General features: G+C 55.9%; 8 protein-coding genes. 3 read left to right on the top strand and 5 right to left on the bottom strand.

From position 1 onward, the window contains the following. Positions 1-3,357 carry a DUF5107 domain-containing protein gene (locus J7I43_RS05630; RefSeq protein WP_209144109.1) on the top strand — a complete coding sequence of 1,119 codons (3,357 nt, stop codon included), beginning with the start codon at positions 1-3 and terminating at the stop codon, positions 3,355-3,357. Further along, positions 3,354-6,065 (top strand): glycoside hydrolase family 2 protein, encoded by a 2,712-nt coding sequence (locus J7I43_RS05625; RefSeq protein ID WP_209144107.1) that lies wholly within the window; start codon positions 3,354-3,356, stop codon positions 6,063-6,065. The genes J7I43_RS05630 and J7I43_RS05625 overlap by 4 nt, the downstream gene beginning before the upstream one ends. Before the next feature lie 56 nt (positions 6,066-6,121). Here J7I43_RS05625 and J7I43_RS05620 read toward each other — a convergent pair whose 3' ends face one another. Continuing rightward, on the bottom strand, positions 6,122-6,787 hold the full coding sequence (locus tag J7I43_RS05620; RefSeq protein ID WP_209144105.1) for a flavin reductase family protein: 666 nt from the start codon (positions 6,785-6,787) through the stop codon (positions 6,122-6,124). An 82-nt stretch (positions 6,788-6,869) separates the two neighbouring features. Here J7I43_RS05620 and J7I43_RS05615 point away from each other — a divergent pair, with 82 nt between their 5' ends. Then, positions 6,870-7,700 (top strand): glycoside hydrolase family 16 protein, encoded by an 831-nt coding sequence (locus J7I43_RS05615; protein ID WP_209144104.1) that lies wholly within the window; start codon positions 6,870-6,872, stop codon positions 7,698-7,700. A gap of 1 nt (position 7,701) precedes the next feature. Here J7I43_RS05615 and J7I43_RS05610 read toward each other — a convergent pair whose 3' ends face one another. The 4 genes from J7I43_RS05610 to J7I43_RS05595 form a co-directional block, all read right to left on the bottom strand. Beyond that, positions 7,702-9,174 carry a SusD/RagB family nutrient-binding outer membrane lipoprotein gene (locus tag J7I43_RS05610; protein WP_209144102.1) on the bottom strand — a complete coding sequence of 491 codons (1,473 nt, stop codon included), beginning with the start codon at positions 9,172-9,174 and terminating at the stop codon, positions 7,702-7,704. 20 nt (positions 9,175-9,194) lie between these two features. Further along, positions 9,195-12,374, bottom strand: a complete 3,180-nt coding sequence (locus J7I43_RS05605) for a SusC/RagA family TonB-linked outer membrane protein (RefSeq protein ID WP_209144100.1) — start codon at positions 12,372-12,374, stop codon at positions 9,195-9,197. Positions 12,375-12,647: 273 nt separating this feature from the next. Further along, a complete protein-coding gene (locus J7I43_RS05600) occupies positions 12,648-14,330 on the bottom strand; it encodes a RagB/SusD family nutrient uptake outer membrane protein (RefSeq protein WP_209144098.1) in 1,683 nt (560 codons plus the stop codon). Between the two features lie 32 nt (positions 14,331-14,362). Further along, entirely contained in the window at positions 14,363-17,524 is a 3,162-nt protein-coding gene (locus tag J7I43_RS05595) for a SusC/RagA family TonB-linked outer membrane protein (protein WP_209144096.1), read from the bottom strand. Between the last annotated feature and the right edge of the window lie 23 nt (positions 17,525-17,547).

Here is a 17,547-nt window from a genome sequence, read left to right as displayed (position 1 = left end):
ATGAGCGATTTTTCTGTGCAGGTCTGGGAAGAAAAGATAAGCATCCCGACGTACGGCATTGGCAAGCCGGATAAAAACCCCATGTTCTTCGAAAAACGCGTGTACCAGGGAAGCAGTGGCGTGGTGTACCCGCACCCCGTCATAGAAAAGATACTGGACGAAAAAAAAGATGAGATATGGGACGCTGTTTTCCTCGAAAACCGTTACCTGAAGATCATGATCCTGCCACAACTGGGCGGCCGCGTACAGATGGCCTACGATAAGATCGGCAAAAGACATTTCATCTATTACAACCAGGTGATAAAACCAGCGCTGGTAGGCCTTTGCGGCCCATGGATCTCCGGCGGCATCGAGTTCAACTGGCCGCAGCACCACCGTCCCAGCACTTACGAGCCCATCGATTTTACTATCGAAGAAAATGCGGACGGCAGCAAAACCGTGTGGGTGAACGAAGTGGAGAAAATGTTCCGCACCAAAGGCATGGCGGGTTTCACACTGCACCCGGACAAAGCTTACCTTGAAATAAAAGGCAAGCTCTACAACCGCACGCCCCTTCCGCAAACTTTTCTCTGGTGGGCCAATCCCGCCGTGAAAGTGAACGATCATTACCAATCCGTATTCCCGCCGGACGTGCATGCCGTGTTCGATCACGGCAAACGCGACGTAAGCGATTTCCCTATCGCCACCGGCGTATATTACAAGGTCGATTACGCGCCCGGCACCGACATTTCCCGTTACAAAAACATTCCCGTTCCCACTTCGTACATGGCGATCCGTTCGGATTATGATTTTGTGGGCGGATACGAAAACGATACGCAGGCGGGCCTGCTGCACGTGGCCGATCATCACATTTCACCCGGTAAAAAACAATGGACCTGGGGGCACAGCGACTTCGGCCGCGCCTGGGACAAAAATCTCACCGACGAAGACGGGCCGTACATCGAGCTGATGACCGGCGTTTATACGGACAACCAACCGGATTTCAGCTGGCTGATGCCTTACGAGGAAAAGTCCTTCACACAATATTTCATGCCCTACAGGGAGCTGGGAGTGGTGAAAAACGCGACGAAAGATTTCCTGCTGTACACATCCATGAAAACAAGCGCGCTGGAAGTTAAAATTTTCGCTACCGGCGAACAGGCGGCAAATACGCTGGAAGTGTTTGCAGACGGGCAGTACCTTCATAAAGAAATTTTCAATGTTTCCCCCGAACAGGTATTCACGCGCAACATCCCGCTGCCGCCGGGCCTCAGCGAAGAATCGCTGCTGGTGGTTATCACCGGCGCAGACGGCAGGGAAAAGATCCGTTACCAGCACAAACCCAACGGCAACGCCACGCCTCCGTCCCCCGCATCCGCTGCGCTGCCGCCGGAAGCCGTGGAAAACAACGAGCAGCTGTACCTCACCGGTTTGCATCTGGAACAATACCGCCACGCTACCTACAATCCCGTCGATTATTATTCGGAAGCGCTCCGCCGCGACCCGAAAGACGTGCGCAACAACAACGCGCTCGGCGCCTGGTACCTGCGCAGGGGCCAGTTCGTTAAAGCAGAGCCGTATTTCAGGAAAGCCGTGGAAACGCTCACCCAACGCAATCCCAATCCTTACGACGGCGAGCCGCTGTACAATCTCGGCCTTTGCCTCGAAATGCAGGGCCGGCGCAACGAAGCGTACGACCAATATTACAAGGCCGTGTGGAACAGTGCCTGGCAAGACAGCGGGTATTTTTCCCTCGCCCGCATCAGCGCGTACCGCGGTCAATATGCCGAAGCGCTGGAGCAGGTGAACCGGTCCCTGGACAGGAATGCCCGCAACAATAAAGCCTGGTCGCTGAAAGCCGCCATCCTCCGCAAAACGGGCCGTTACGCAGAAGCGCTGGATGTATGTAAGGACGGGCTGCGCCGCGACCTGTTCAACCTCACTTTATATTTCGAGCAGCAGCTGAGCCTCGAAACATCCGGCGACGTGAAATCCGCCGCCGTAGCCAGCAATACGCTGGTGCGCCTCGGCAGGGATTACGATCATAATTTCCTCGAATATGCAGGCGATTACGCCGCCTGTGGTTTTTACGAAGAAGCCATCGGCCTGATGGGCCTGCAATCGCGGGAAAAATCGCCGATGCATTATTATTACCTGGGATGGTTTTACCAGCAAAACGGTGATGCCGAAACAGCAGCGCGTTTCTTCCAACAGGCCGCTGAAGCCGATCCGGCGCTGTGTTTCCCTAACCGGATAGAAGACGTGCCGGTACTGCAGTTCGCTATGGAGCAAAATCCCCGCGACGCGAAAGCCCCCTATTACCTGGGCTGCCTCTGGTATGATAAAAGGCAATACAACGAAGCGATCGCGATGTGGGAAGAATCCCTGCGCCGCGACGATACTTTCCCCACCGTTCACCGCAACCTCGGCATCGCGCTGTTCAACAAACGCGGCAAATCCGCGGCCGCGCTGCAGCATTTTGAAAAAGCCTTTTCGCTCGATACTTCAGACGCGCGCGTGCTGATGGAGCTGGACCAGCTGCGCAAACGCCTCAACGCCGACCCCGAGCAGCGCCTCGCCTTTCTCGAAGCCAACGAAACGCCCGTGAACTGGCGCGACGACCTCTATCTCGAAAGGGCCGCGCTGCACAACTTCCTCGGCCGCCACGAACATGCCTACCGGCTCATCATGCAGCGGAAGTTCCACCCCTGGGAAGGCGGCGAAGGCAAAGTATCCGGACAGTATTGTTACAGTCTTTCCGCGATGGCGCAGCAAGACCTGCGGCGCGGCGATTACAAGGCCGCGATAACAAAACTCGAACAGGCGCAGGTATATCCCGATTCGCTGGGTGAAGGCAAACTGTACGGCGCGCAGGAAAACGACATCTTTTACTGGCTGGGTAAGGCTTACGAAGGATTGCAGGACACGACGGCCGCCACGGCGTTTTTCCGCAAAGCCACCGAAGGCCTCAGCGAGCCTGCAGCCGCGATGTATTACAATGACCAGCCGCCTGAAAAAATATTCTACCAGGGCCTGGCCTGGGAAGCGCTGGGCCAGCAGGCCAAAGCGGAAACGATCTTCCGCAGGCTGATCGCTTACGGCGAAGCGCATGAAAACGACGAAGTGAAGATCGATTATTTCGCCGTCTCGCTCCCCGACCTTTTGATATTCGAAGACGACCTGAACGTACGCAACGCCATGCACTGCGAATTTATGAAGGGGCTGGGTTATCTTGGCCTGAAAGAGACCGCAACGGCCATAGCTTGTTTCCGGAAAGTGCTCGGGCAAGGCTTTCACGCAGGCGCAAAAGCACATTTATCCATGGCCCGCGAAATGCAGGCCCCTGCCGCAGCAGGCAATCAAAAAAGCAGCACATGATCCGCAGACTGATTATCATATTCCTGTTCGCCAGCCTCGGCGCATCCGCGCAAACCATGCCGCTGGCCGGCAAATGGCAATACCGCCTCGACCCAGAAGACAAAGGGGTGAAAGAAGAATGGTTCAACCAGCGTTTCGAAAGATCGCTGCAACTGCCCGGCACGCTCGACGATGCCGGCGTCGGGAACGCCACGCGGCTGACGCCCGATTCGCTCAACAAAGAGATATTGCTGATGCTCACGCGTAAACACTCCTATACCGGGCCGGCCTGGTATGCAAAGGAAGTAACGATACCGGCATCGTGGCAGCATAAAAGCATTCGACTGACGCTGGAACGCGTACTGTGGAATACCCGTGTGTGGGTGGATGGCAAGGAGTGCGGTGCGGACGAGAGCCTGATAGCTCCCCATCGTTTCTCCGCCACCACCGTTCTGACGCCCGGCAAACACCGGCTGGTAATACGGGTAGACAACCGGAAACGTTACGACATGAGCACGCGCGACATGGCGCATGCCTACACCAACGGCACACAGATCGTCTGGAACGGCGTGATCGGCAAACTGCAGCTGGAAGCGCGCGACAAAGTGCACATCCTGCAAATGCAGGCTTATCCCGATGTGACCAACCGTTCCGTTCGTGTGGCGGTACAGGTGAACAACGAAAGCGCCGCCGCCGCGAACGGCCGCGTGAGCATACAGGCCGGCGGAAAAACACGATCGCTGGAAGCCGCATTCCCCCCAGGCGTTTCCACGCACGAGCTTCAATTGCAATTCGGCGAAAACATGAAGACCTGGGACGAGTTCCATCCCAACCTTTATACCCTCAAAACCAGCATCACCGCGGGAAACCTGAAAGACGCCGCCAGCACCACTTTCGGGATGCGTGAAGTGACGAACAAAAACGCGCTGCTGCAGGTGAACGGCAAACGCATCTTCCTGCGCGGCACGCTGGAATGCAACATCTTCCCGCTTACCGGCCATCCGCCGATGGACCGCAAGGGCTGGCAGAAAGTGTTCAGCTCGGCCAAAGCCTACGGCCTCAACCACCTGCGTTTCCATTCCTGGTGCCCGCCGTCCGCCGCTTTTGAAGTGGCCGATTCGATGGGATTTTATTTGCAGGTGGAATTGCCTTTCTGGAACAAAAACGCCGGAAAAGATCCCGCGATGAACGCCTGGCTGGAAAACGAAGCGGCGCGCATCAGCGCTGAATACGGCAATCACCCGTCTTTCTGTTTCTGGTCTATGGGCAACGAGCTGGAAGGCGATTTCCAGTGGCTGGAAAACATCGTGGCAAGCCTGAAGAAGTCCGACCCGCGGCACCTTTATACCACCACCACTTTCAGTTTCCAGCGCGATCACGGCAAATGGCCGGAGCCGGGAGACGACTTCTATATCACGCAATACACGCGTAAAGGCTGGGTGCGCGGCCAGGGCATTTTCAACAGCATCCCTCCTTCTTTCGCCACCGACTATACGAAAGAAACAGACAGCCTGCCCGTACCCATCATCACCCACGAAATTGGCCAGTACTCCGTATTTCCGAACCTGAACGAGATCAAAAAATACACCGGCGTGCTGGACCCGCTCAATTTCAAGGCCATCAAAAAAGATATGGAGCGCAAAGGCCTGGTGCAACTGGCGCCGCAATACCTGCTGGCCAGCGGAAAATTCGCGGCGAACCTGTACAAGGAAGAGATCGAACGCGCGCTGAAAACCCGCAATTTCAGCGGTTTCCAGCTGCTGGACCTGCACGATTTCCCCGGCCAGGGCACCGCGCTCATCGGCATACTCGATGCTTTCTGGGACAGCAAAGGACTGGTAACGCCCGCGCAGCACCGTATGTACTGCTCGGCCGTAGTTCCCCTGCTGCGCTTCGAAAAAGCGACCTATACGAATAACGAAACTTTCACCGCCACCGCCGAAGCGGCCAACTTCAGCGAAAACGCGATAACAGGCGTAACGCCGGAATGGACGGTAAAAAACAAACAGGGCGCGCTGATCGCTTCGGGGAAACTGGAAGCCGGGCAGATACCGCTGGGCAACGGGCATACGCTCGGCAACATCAGCGTGGACCTCGGCAAGATCAAAACCGCTTCCGAGCTCACCATCACGCTCCGCATCGGCGAGCACCGCAACGAATGGAGGATTTGGGTTTATCCGTCTGAAACGCCCACCGCGCCTGCGTCCGTGCATTACACGCGTTCGCTGCCCGAAGCCATGCAATGGCTGAACGAAGGCAAAACGGTATTGCTCAACCCGGACACGGCTTCGCTTAACGGCGTGGAAGGCCGCTTTGCGCCCGTGTTCTGGAGCCCCGTGCATTTCCCGTCGCAGCCCGGCACCATGGGCATTCTCTGCAACCCGCAACACCCCGCGCTGGCGGCATTTCCCACGGCGGCGTACAGCGACTGGCAGTGGTGGGACCTCATTACCTCGTCCAAAACCCTGGTGATAGACAGTTTGCCCAACCTTACGCCTGTTGTGCGCGTGATGGACAACTTCTTCAAAAACCGTAAAATGGCGAATGTGCTGGAAGCGCGCGTTGGCAAGGGGAAACTCGTCTTCACTTCCCTCGACCTTCACCGCAACCTCGCCAGCCGGCCGGCGGCAAGACAATTACGGTACAGCATCGAAAAATACATGGCGGGCGCGGCCTTCAGGCCCACAGTGGTTTTAACGGAGCAACAGCTGAAAGGACTGATGAAATAACGAACGGCAAAACATACGATCCTACACGGCAGCGGGCAGAAATGTCCGCTGCCGTTTTATTTGGAGCGCGTCTTTTCTATGTCCGGCGAGGCATACAGCGCCTCGGGTATTTCCGCCAGCGTGGAATAATGCAGCTGCGGCCCCAGCCCGTAAAACTCCTGGAAACTCATGATCAGCGGCCGCCACTTCTCCGGGTCTACCCGGTTGGGATGGCCGTTCATCAAAATATCTTCGCGCAAATGCACTTTCGTGATGCGCAATTCCATCACGATGATCCGGCCGCGTTGCTGCGGATCATTTTCCGCAAGCCCGTGCGCCGCTTCCAGCATGGCTTCCAGCTGTACGGGGCATTCCAGCGCGCGCGGCGGCTGTACCGTCAGCGACTTTAACGGGCTGAAACCCGCCACGCCGAATTTATCCGGCTCATAACGATACCCTTTTTTCAATTTACCTTCCGGCACAGGGTTGCTGCCGGTGAGCTTTGCCAGCCGGTTCACCGCCGCCGCTTCCTGTTGCGACGGCAGGTTCAGCACACATTCCCTGCTGCGGAGAATATTTTCCGTGGTTTTGGACAACGACGACAAGCCGATCATACAACGCCAGCCCAGCCAGAAAACGGACGACATCGGCGCGAGATTGGCCGTGCCATTGGCGTTCATGGAGCTGATGAGCGCTACCGGCGTGCCGAAATACAGGATGGCGGGCTCGGAAACCTGGTGCATACGCGATTTTTCGTCAAAACTATCCCCTGCCGCCTGTCCCTAAAACCCGGAACTTGCTGTTTTTGTGCATTACATTAGAAGTATGAAAAAGCTGTTTGTCATAATACTCGGCGGCTCCCTTTTCTCCGGGGCCGCGGCCGCGCAGGACCTCAAAGGCTGGAAGCTGGTCTGGCAGGAAGAATTTAACTACAACGGCCTGCCCGACACCTCGAAATGGAGTTATGAAGTAGGCCACATCCGCAACCGGGAGCAGCAATATTACACGCATGCCCGCCCGGAAAATATCCGCGTGGAAAACGGGCATCTTGCGATACGCGGGCGGAAGGAAAATTATCCCAACGCCGCTTACCGCGCCGGCAGCGAACGCTGGAGCGAGAAAGACAGCCGGGCCGGCTACACCAGCGCCAGCATCAACACGCAAAACAAATTCGCCGCGCGGTACGGCCGCATCGAGGCGCGCGCCAAACTTCCCGCCGGGGCCGGCATCTGGCCCGCCATCTGGATGCTGGGCATAAACCGCGGCGACATCGGCTGGCCGCGTTGCGGGGAGATCGATATCATGGAATTTATCGGCAAAGAACCGAACAACGTACACGGTACCATTCATTACGCCAAAGAAGGCGCGGGCCATGCTTCCAGCGGCAGCCACCTCGCGGTGGAAAACCTGCACGACGGGTATCACATTTACGCGGTGGAATGGGATGAGGAAAAGATCGACGTATATTTCGATACCACGCGCTACCACCGCTTTATGCTCAGCGCGGCGGACAATAAAACCGGCAATCCTTTCCGGAAACCGTTCTACCTGTTGCTAAACCTCGCCATGGGCGGCGACTGGCCAGGGCCGGTGGACGATAAAATTTTACCGCAGGAATTCCTGGTGGATTATGTAAGACTGTACGAAGCGGAATAATTTATTTCAGGTACCACATCAGTGTGGTAAGCCTGTCTTCCCCGAATTGCAGCAATGCTTGCAGATATTGTTCTTCGTTGTAAGCCCGTTCCGTATCCGGGAATATGAACCGTTTTGGTATTTCGGGCAACGTTGCTAACGGCCCCGGCGTGAATTGCGGGAAACCCGTGCGGCGGTGGTCGAACCAGCCTTCGGCGCCTTTCAGGAACAGCGCGATCCATTTTTGGGTGATGAGTTGTTTGGGCGAACCGTCGTACAAAACGCCGGGCTGATCGTAATAATCCATCGCATCGGCTTCGGCTTCCACGCCGTAATACCGCATGCTGGAACGGATGCCCTCATAATAAAGGCTTTCTGCCGTTTCCCCCGGCACCGTTATTTTGCCCGCCTGCACCGCTTCCGCCAGTATAAAACACAGCTCGGTGTACGTCATCAGCGAGGCTTTCACCCGCGGGTGGCTGTTGCTGTTGAACATCGCCGACAGCCGCGAGATATGCTCCGCGCCGCCGTTGTAATCGTAGGGCGCAGGGATGGCGTTGGGCACGCCGACATACTCGGAATTATTGATCCTGCTGCCGGAAGGATCGTCCACCGGCGCGATCCATACTTTCAGGCGCGGATCGTCGCGAACCGAGAGGGCATCGACGATCTCCTGGCTGGCCTTGCGTTTGTCGAACTCGGAAAATGCGTTCGCCAGCGGCCCGCCCGGCCAGCTGTTGATGCCGATATCGCCGAGGTAACGGATCTCCGCGTTGTCTTCATTCCCTTCAAAAACCGGGTATTGCTGCGGGTCGTCTATTATTTCCTGCATTTCCGCGAACGCGGAAGGATAGTGTTTTGAAATACGCAGCAGCATGCGAAGGCGCAGCGAATTGGCCAGTTTCCGCCATTTGCGGCTCACTCCGCCGTACATCGGGTCTGCTTTGGGTACCATGCTTTGAGCGAGTGCGGCCAGTTCGTCATTCGCGTCTTTGAGCGTATTGAGCAGCGCCGGGTAAATGTCCTGCTGGCGGTCGTATTTCGGGTGCGAAATATTTTCGTTCCTCAACCGCAGCGCTTCGCTGTATGGCGCATCGCCGTAGAGGTCGGTGATGTAAGCGAAATTGAACGCTTCCAGCACTTTGCCGGCAGCGACATACTGCGGCTGCTCCATCGCCTGGGCCAGTTCCATCATTTCGCGGTTGGCGGATAAACGTTCGTAATAATTGTCCCAGCTGCGCGGGCCCCAGCTGAAGCGATCATTATCCTCGTTGCGCACCAGCGTGATATAACGCGCCGCGGAAGCAGGCTCTTCCCAATAAGCCTCGCGTTGGTAATCGTACGCGGTATTGATCAGCACGCTGCTGAAAAGGAATTCGGGACTGACCGATTCCGACGCGTTCGGGTTTTCGTTGATCGTTTCCAGATCTTTATCGCAGGCTGAAAGCGCCATCCCGAGCGGCAATACAAAATATTTAATGGATATGCGCGGCATAACCGTATGTTGATATTTTTTTAAAAGTTAAACCCTGCCCTCGCCCCGAACGACCGGGTGTACGGCAGCGACCAGCTGGCGACGCCCGGTGAAAAGCTGCCGTTGGCGATGGTCATCGCCGTTTCCGGATCGAAGCCTTTGTCTGCGGCCGTCCATGTTAAAAGATTGCGCGCAATGAGCGACACGTTGAGGTTCCGGATGAATTTCCCCAGTGTTTTCCGCGGGAAACTGTACGTCAGCGAAGCTTCGCGCAGCTTCACATAAGTGGCGCTGTACGTGGAGCGGCTGTTGAAGCTCCAGTAATATTCGCCGTAATAATTTTCCGGGTCGGTGATACGGTCGTTCAGCACATAATTGCCCGGTGTTTCTTCGATGTACCCGTGCAGCACCATTCCATCCGTGCGGTGATTGCCCACCGCGTCCGTCCAGGAAAGGCCGCCGGTGGCGGGGTCGCGGCCCTGCAAAGTGTTCACGGTGCGGCCGTCGCTGAGCAGGTTTTTCGCGACATAAGAAAAGAACTCGCCGCCCTGCCGCCAGTCCAGCAGTAGGTTGAGCGTAAGATTTTTGTAAGCGAACGTGTTGGAAAAACCGAGCATGAAATCGGGATTGTAATTCCCGATCCTGACATAACCGTTCACCTGCCGGTAACTGCCGTCCTGGTTAAGCAGCGGCTCGCCTTTATGCGGCCCATCCGGAACGGTGGCCCATCCCAGCGCGTAAAAATCGCCCATCTCCGTTCCTTCCCGCACTTCAAAACGCACGCCCTCCGCTCCGCCCAGCAAAAAGCTCGTCAGTCCTTCAGTAAGCTGCAGCACCTTATTGCGGTTGCGCGTGAAATTCGCCTGAACTTCCCAGCGGAAGCCCGCCGCAAGCGGCGTTGCGTTCAACGTTATTTCCACCCCGCGGTTTCGGATGCGCCCTGCGTTGATGAGCTTGCGACCGTAACCGGCAGCCATGGTGGTAGGCACATTGAGTATCTGGTTGCGGTTGACAGTGTTGTAGTATGTAAAATCCAGCCCCAGCCTGCCGTTCAGGAAACGTACATCGGCGCCCAGTTCGTAAGACGTGGCGATGAGCGGCTTGAGCCGGCTGTTTTTCAGTACTTCGTCGAGGTACGCTCTTTTCACGTCGCCCCAATCCTGTCCGAAAGTGTAGGTGTTGTACAGTTCGTACGGCCCGGTGTCTCCACCCACCTGCGCCCAGCTGGCGCGCAGTTTTGCGTAGGAAACTGCACCGGGCTTCAGTTTCAGCAGATCGGACACTACCAGGCTGCCGGAAACCGAAGGATAAAAATAGGAATTGTTCGCAGCGGGAAGCGTGCTGCTCCAGTCGTTACGCGCGGTGATGTCGAGGAAGGCGTAGTGCCGGAAAACCAGCTGCGCCATGCCGTACAGGCTGTTGATGCGTTTGCGGAAGCGGTAGGTATTGTTGTACACCGTTCCTGCGCGCGCGTTGTTGATGTTGTAAACGCCGGGCGAGATCAGGCTTTCCGTGCTTAGCAGCGTACTGCGGCCCTGCTGGTCCATGCGGTTGCCGCCGCCGGAAACGGACACAAAAAAATCCGGCGACAATGATCTTTTATACGTCAGCAGGAAATCGGTATTCTGTTCCCGGAAATATTCGGTCTCTAACGCGTACGCACCAACGGGATTACGAATGGAACTGAAAGGGCGTTTGTTTTCACGTGTTTCGTTGAACATATCCATCGCGGTGCGGCCCATCAGGCCCAGGTCTTTCGTGAGCTGCACGTTCAGCTCAACATTGCCGGTGAGACGGTTGCGGTCGTAGCTGTTGATGAATTCGTACGCCACGAAATACGGGTTGTCCATCGAGCCGGGCACATGCGAAAATTGCTGCCGGCCTTCGCCGCCGGGCGCCCAGTAATCGCGCAGCTGCTTCACGTCTACGTTCGGCGTGGTGGTATACACGATGTTGCTCACGCTGCCCCGGTTGTAAGTGGGGCGGTTGGCGCTGCGGTTTTTCGTATAGCCGATATTGGCGGCCAGTTTTATTTTGGGATGAAGGGCATAATTCACGGCAAGGTTCAGCGTATTCCTGTCCAGGCCGGTATTGGGCACGATGCCGTTGTTGAGAAGGTTGGTGTACGAGAGCCTGAAATTCCCGTCGCTGTTGCCGCCCGTTACGGCCACGTTGTTGGTGAGCGTGTGGCCGGTGTTGAAAAAGTCTTTATGCCGGTGAGGATAAGCCACCCAATCGGTGGGCACCGGGTTGCCGGAAGCGTCTTTGGGGCTGTTCCATTGCACGTGTTTGGTGCCTGCGTTGATGCGCGGGCCCCAGGAGGCTTCAGACACGGTTTCTTCCGTGCCCGGCCTGTCTCCCGCGCCAAATTCGTTTTGAAACTGCGGGAAAAGCCATGGCTGGTCGAACATCAGGCTGGAATTCACGGAAACGCCGGGCCTTTTTTTGACGCCGGGGCCGGCTTTGGTGGTGATGAGGATCACGCCGTTAATGGCCCGGCTACCGTACAGCGCCGAAGCGCTGGCGCCTTTCAGCACGGTAATGGTCGCAACATCGTCCGGGTTGATATCTGAAATCGTGCTGCCGTAATCCACCGCCGATTCGCCCACCGGCTGCACGGGCATGCGGATGGCCGAAGCGAGCGGAATGCCGTCTACCACGTACAACGGCTGGTTATATCCCTGGAAACTGCCCTGCCCGCGGATCGTAACAAGCGTGGTAGCCCCCGGGTCCGCGCTGGCGCTGCGCACACTTACGCCGGCTACCTTGGCAGACAGCGCGTTGGTAATATTCACTTCCTTGACGGTATTCACCTGGTCGCCGCCCAGCGTAGCGATGGAATAACCCAGCGCTTTTTCTTCCCGCCTTATGCCCAGTGCGGTTACCACCACGCTGTTAAGACTGGTAACGTCCTGCTCCAGCTGCACCTGCAACACGCCGCTGCCCGCAGCTATTTCTTTTGTTTGGAAACCGATGGACCTGAATATCAATATGGAAGAGCTGCCGGCCACCGTGAGGGTGAAGCGGCCATAGGCGTCGGTTACAGTGCCGTTAGCCGATCCTTTTTCGCTGACGCTTACCCCGGGAAGGGCTTCCTGGCGGGCATTGGTAACGGTTCCCCGTACCTGGTAATTTGCTTCGCGGGCCAATGCGCAGGGAGGCAGCAAAAAGAAGACCGCCACCGTCAACGACGCAAAAAGCTTCGTAAAGCACTCATGCATAAGTATAATTTTAACCCGGTATATTTTATTAATGATGTGTACCGCCCGATATGGTAAGCCGATAGTTCACTCTCTGCCTGGAATAAGGATCAGGTGCGAAGCTACGGATTGCTTTGTTTCTTCCATAATCCCGGCCGGAAAATAATTGAGAATTAATAAAATACCGCGTCATATTACGGGAAGGCACGCATTATGAATATAATTCACATTCTCTCCAATAAAAAACGGCCGCCAAAACTGACGGCCGTTTCCTATTGAACGCATTTCCGGACATTACTTTCCATACCCGGGATTCTGCTCGAGGTTGTTGTTCCCTGAAATCGCCCGTGTTGGCACAGGGAAGCGGCTTCTGAAGGATTCCGACGCCTGGTGGTCCCACCAGGTATCCGTCGTGAATTTTTTGAAGCGGATCAGGTCCGTTCTGCGGCGGCCTTCACCGAGGAACTCGATGCCCCATTCGTCCAGCATACGGTAATCGTCGAGATTGGCCGCCGTAACCGGGTCCGGATCGGCGCCGCCAACAAAATTACGTTTACGGACGTCGTTGATGAGCGTGGCCGCGCCGCCGGGGTCGCTTGCGCGCATTTTGCATTCGGCCAGCATCAGGTAGATCTCAGACAACCGGATGGCGGGATTGTCCGCACCCCAGCGCAAATTGTTGTCCGTTCTGTTGGGAATGGGCACTTTCACGAGGCGCACGCCTGTATTTTCTTCCCCCTCAGACATGCGGCTGGGCAATTCCGCAACGCTCGCATATTTTTTACCGGGGCCCACTTCGGAAAAACGGCCTACCTGGTCTACAAAAATGAGCGCCTGGTTATTGTACTCCTCGCCCCCCCTGATGATATCGCCTTCGGGCGTGAGATGCGGGCCGATGATGAACATTCCTTCATAATTGCCGCCGCCGGTGTATTTGTAAGGATGTTTACGAAGGTCCGCATCGTTGAATTTTTCGTAAGGCGAGCCCAGTTTGAAACTTGTTTTATACAGTGCGCCGGCAGGCGTGCGGGAAGGCTGAAGATGCGCGCCGTTATTGGCGCCGCCGTCCACATTGAAATACTGGCGCGTGTTGTAATGATAAAAATCCGCGTAGAACCAGTCGTATTGCAGTTTGTTGAACTCGGAAGGAATGTTCCAGATAATCTCGGGCGACAGGTTGTTTTTAAAACCATGTACGCCGTTCCAAACAGGGTCCAGCGAATAGGGACCGTATACGCCGGCAATGATGTCTTCACAGAGTTTTTGCGCTTCGGCGAATTTCTTCGTGCCGATGTAAGCCTCCGCGTTGAAATAAAGCCTTGCCAGCAATGCGGCGGCGCCCGCAGCGCGGAAGGCGCCTTCTTCTTCCTTATCGGCGGCCTGTTTTTTCGGCAGCTTCGTGATCGCTTCTTTCAGCAGTTTTTCGATGTGGTTGAAGGTTTCCTGGTCTGTATTCCTGGGCAGCGAAGAACCTTCCAGCGCCTCAAAAATCGGCAGCCCGCCGAAATAATCCAGGCCATAGAGATAAAACAAAGCGATGAGCGTGTTGAGCTGGTTCACATGATCGTCTTTATCCGCCTGGGTAAGCGCGAACTTGGAATAGTCCAGCTTGCTGAGGTCCGACTTGGCGTCAAGCGCGAGGGCTACGCCCATGAGGGTACCGCGCCAGGTTTCCCAGATCCAGTTGTCTTCGGCCGTCCAGCGGTGGTAATGATACCGTTCGTTTTCGCCGCCGTTGTACCAGTGACGGCCTTTGGTGGTGATAGCAAACTGGTCCGCGGTATATTCCTGGAGCTTCCAGCGGTCGCCCCCCAGGTACCAGCGGGCATGGGTGAAAGGCCGGTACAGCGCCGCTTTAATATCTTTTTCGCTTTTGAAGAAAGTTTCCGGCGTTACCCGGTCGTAAAACTTCTGGTCCAGGTTCGTACATCCCGCCAGTAACACAATCATCAAAGCTGTAATGATCTTTATTTTCATATCGATGAACTTGTAAATGAAAAATAACCTTCTTAGAAATTAACCTGCGCGCCGAGCATGAAAGTGCGCGTTCTCGGGTAAACGTTCCTTTCCTCGAAGCCGGGTTCCAGCCCGTTGATATTCACTTCGGGGTCAAGACCGGTGTATTTGGTGATCACGAACAGGTCGCGTGCGGTGGCATACAGGCGAAGCCCCTCGAAAGGTTTTACCGTGCCGGGTTTGAAGGTATACCCGACAGACAAAGCGTCCAGCTTCACGAAATCGCCTTTTTCCAGCCAGTAATCGCTCAGTTCTTTTTCTTTTTTGATCTGGCTGTTTTTCCCATAAGCGCTGCGAAGCACGTTGCGCTTGCTTCCCTGGGCCACGCCGTAATACATATCGATCATGTTGAACACGTCGTAACCCAGCCAGCTGCGGAAATACACGCCCGCATCGAATTGTTTCCAGCTGATGGTATGGTTCCAGCTGAGAATAAGGCGCGGAATGGCGTTGCCGACGAAATATTTGTCTTCCTGTTTTTTCTGCTGGGTCGCTACGTCGAACGGTTTGCCGTCTTTGTCGTACAGCAGCCAGGAGCCTTCAGGAGAGAACCCGGCGGACTTCCAGATAAAAAACCGGCCGATATCCTCGCCGGGGTAGAGCCTCACGGCGGTGCCGGGGCTTCCGGGCGCGGGGAAACTTTTCCGGTCGATGAACGTGCTTCCGCCGTTGAGCGTGATCAACCTGCTGCGGTTCGAAGCGGCAATAAGGCCCGTCGTATAATTGAAGTTCTCTTTACGCACGACATCCATGTTCAGTTCTATCTCGTAACCCCTGTTCTCCATACTGCCCACGTTCACGGTAGTGGTATTGTGGATGGCGGGGGGCTGCGAAACTTCCACGTTGTAGATCATATCGTCTACCTTGCGTTTGTAAAGGTCGAAGCGGCCGGTAAGACGGTTGTCGAAGAAGGCGAAATCCAGCCCGACGTTGTATTCTTTTTTCACTTCCCAGCGGATGTCTTTATTCTGGTTGTGCAGCACGCCATACGTCTTGATCCAGTCGCCGCCGGTTCTCCACCAGGTATCCGGGCCGTACATGCGGGTAGCCACATTGGCGTCGAAGCCTTCGTTGCCGGTAGCGCCGTAGCCGCCGCGCAGTTTGAGGTTATTGATCACGTTGTTGCCTTTCAGGAACGGCTCTTCGGTGATCCTCCAGGCTGCGGACACACCGGGGAAGGTGCCCCATTGGTTGCCCGGCGCAAATTTGCCTGAACCTTCATGACGGAGCGAACCGGTGAAGATGTATTTATCGCGGTAGGAATAATTCACGCGGCCGAAGAAAGCGATCAGTTTGATGGAAGCGTTTTTCCAGGAACCGATGCCCGCGCGGCCGTCGGACAAGTAAGTGCCTGTGCCCATATCGTTGTCGCGGATGCCATCTACCGGGAAATCGGAGTTGTTCGCGTTAAAACCCTGGCCGTTGAAGTCCTGGTAAGTATAACCGCCCACGGCGTTGATGCTGTGATTGCCGAAAACCTTGTTATAGTTAAGGGTAAGCTCAAGCGTGCGGTCGTCCCAGCGGCTGTAGCTTTGCGATGCATAGCCGTCGTAGCCCTCGGCGCGGGAAATGCGGTGCTGGGAGGAACGGTAGAAATTATTATGCTCCGTATTGTTCTTGATGGCCACCATGCCGGAGGCGAAAAGGTCTTTAGTCAGGTGAAGTTTCAGCGTGGAGCTGGCCAGCAGATATTTGTACTGCGTCTGGTTGCTGCGGAGCCTTACCTCCGCCACGGGGTTGAAGTAGTCGTAACTGGCGTGGGGCACGTTCAGGCCGGTCACGTCGTTGGGGTCGTAGGGCGATTCGGTGGGGTTGAGCAACAGGGCCATGTTAAAAATTTCGTTGTCGCTGAAGTCCGCTTTCGCCTGGGAATAGCTGATGTTGGTGGACAATTCCGCGAAACCGTCGAAGAACCTGAAATTGGTGTTCAGCCTTCCGCTTATTTCTTTCCTCCTCGATTCGATGGCCATGCCTTTTGCGTCGCGGGCCATGAAAGTGGCGTACACCTGTGCATTTTCCGTGCCGCCGTTTACGTTCAGCACATAACGCTGGCTGAGCGGGTTTTTATTGGTCACTTCATCGTACCAATCCGTTCTGGCGCCCTTGTCGGCGTCGATCTTGTGTTCGAGGAATTCTTCGGCGGAAAGGCTTTCCGGCCTTCTGCGCACGGTTTCCATAAACAGTTCGCTGGTGAGGGTGACCCTCGTTTGCCCTGCTTTCGCTTTTTTGGTGGTGATGAGGATTACGCCGCCGGAAGCCCTGGTACCGTAAATAGCAGCGGCCGACGCGTCGCGCAGCACGTTGATCGATTCAATGTCTTCGCGCACCACCGAGTTGATGCTGCCGCCCGGAATGCCGTCTATCACGATCAGCGGTCCCTGCGCGGCATTGATGGAGTTCACCCCGCGCAGCTGGATGGTAACGCCCGCGTTGGGATCGGTGCCGTTGTTGCCGGTGGAAATGGTAAGCCCCGGTACTTTGCCCTGGATGGCCAGCAACGGCGATACCGCGCCCGCGATCAGGTCTTTCTGGCGCAAGTTGGTCACGGCGCTGGTCAGGTCGCGTTTGTTCACGGAGCCGTAACCTACCACCACAATTTCACCCAGCTCTTTGTCCGTGCTTTCCACGAGAACGATGTTGATGGTAGCGCGTTTGTCCACCTTCACAGTTTGCGTGGTATAACCGATGAAACTGAAAGAGAGGCTGCCATCTTCGTCTACCTGGATGGTATATTCGCCATCGGCGTTACAAACGGTACCTTTATTGGGCCCGGCCATCACAGTTACGCCGGGAAGCGGCACGCCCTTGCTGTCCGTCACTTTTCCTTTAACGGTGATAACGCCGGCGGGCAGTTCGGCTTTTTTAATGACCACGAGATCGTTGTCCAGCATGCTGTAGGTAAGCCCGGTGCCGGTAAGCAGCTGCCGCAGCAGGTCGGTCACGGGCATGTTCTTCGCTTCCAGCGTCACTTTCAGTTGCTCGTCCAGCACGAGGTTGCTGAATACGAAGCGGTAAGCGGAACGTTTTTCCACTTCTTTCAGCGCGCGGGTGAGGCGGGTTTCCCTGAAATCCACGCTCACCCTGTCTTGCGAATTGCCTTCGTAGGCCATTACCTGCAAGGTGGTGGTGAGCAGCAATGCAATTGTCAGTTTCATAAGTAGAATCTTTTTAAACGCCC

Source organism: Chitinophaga chungangae (assembly GCF_017742215.1).
Taxonomy (GTDB): domain Bacteria; phylum Bacteroidota; class Bacteroidia; order Chitinophagales; family Chitinophagaceae; genus Chitinophaga; species Chitinophaga chungangae.
The sequence above is the reverse complement of the archived record's forward strand: the minus strand, read 5'-3'. Positions and strand labels throughout refer to the sequence as shown.